The following is an 805-nucleotide window of genomic DNA, read 5'->3' as shown; positions in this document are numbered from 1 at the left end:
ATCAATATCAGCTACGATTTGTTTAACATCTTTTGTCATAGCGTGAGTAACTATCAATTTCATTAAAGTTGTACCTATTTTTTTGTGTCTATCCTGAAGGTTTTCTTCTTTTTCTTTAAAAGCTCTAGCTAAGATATTCCATGGCGCTGTTAAGATGTCATGTATATGGTAAGACGGTATTATTTTTTGTCTACCAAATAAAGACAATGCATCTGTCACATTTCCATAATATCGTTTCGCTCCAAATGCTATACCTTGTAATTCCTCATTATTATCAGTGATGATAAAACAATCAATTTTTTTATCGGACAATAAAAAACTATTTATTCGTTCAAAGGCTTGATGCCAAGCATAAAGCAGAGTTGTCTTATTAAAATAATTCTTATTATATTTATCTTCATAATCATTAATTGAAATTTTCCAGGCATTAATTTGTTTAATTATATATGACTTTATTTTCTTATAGTCATTAGGTAGGAGCAGGGTCGATTTCATAATATGATTTTTGAATTTATCGTTTTAGGGAATTTAATGTTTTCATATTTTAATAGCAAGTTAATCTTAGGATTCATATAAATTATATGATTAATTCACCTTAACTATGTAAATATTTATTTTGTCAAATTAAAATAACATATTGATAAAAAATGTAATCTTTAAATATCTAAAAATGACCTTATTTAAGATGGAACATCTAATTGTTGCAAGGCTGGGCTTAAGAAATTAGACGCAAATTCAATATGTACTTTACTTAAAAGTTAGGCTGTAGGTTATTAGAAGGTAATTGCTCGTTTAATAACACCTT

1 pseudogene is annotated in these 805 nt (G+C 27.0%); it reads right to left on the bottom strand.

From position 1 onward, the window contains the following. Nucleotides 1–495, bottom strand: a pseudogene (locus E1P04_RS17470) (hypothetical protein); the annotation flags it as partial. Nucleotides 496–805: the final 310 nt, after the last annotated feature.

This window comes from Legionella gresilensis, from assembly GCF_900639865.1.
Classification (GTDB): Bacteria; Pseudomonadota; Gammaproteobacteria; order Legionellales; family Legionellaceae; genus Legionella_C; species Legionella_C gresilensis.
This window is presented reverse-complemented; position numbering and strand designations above follow the sequence as displayed.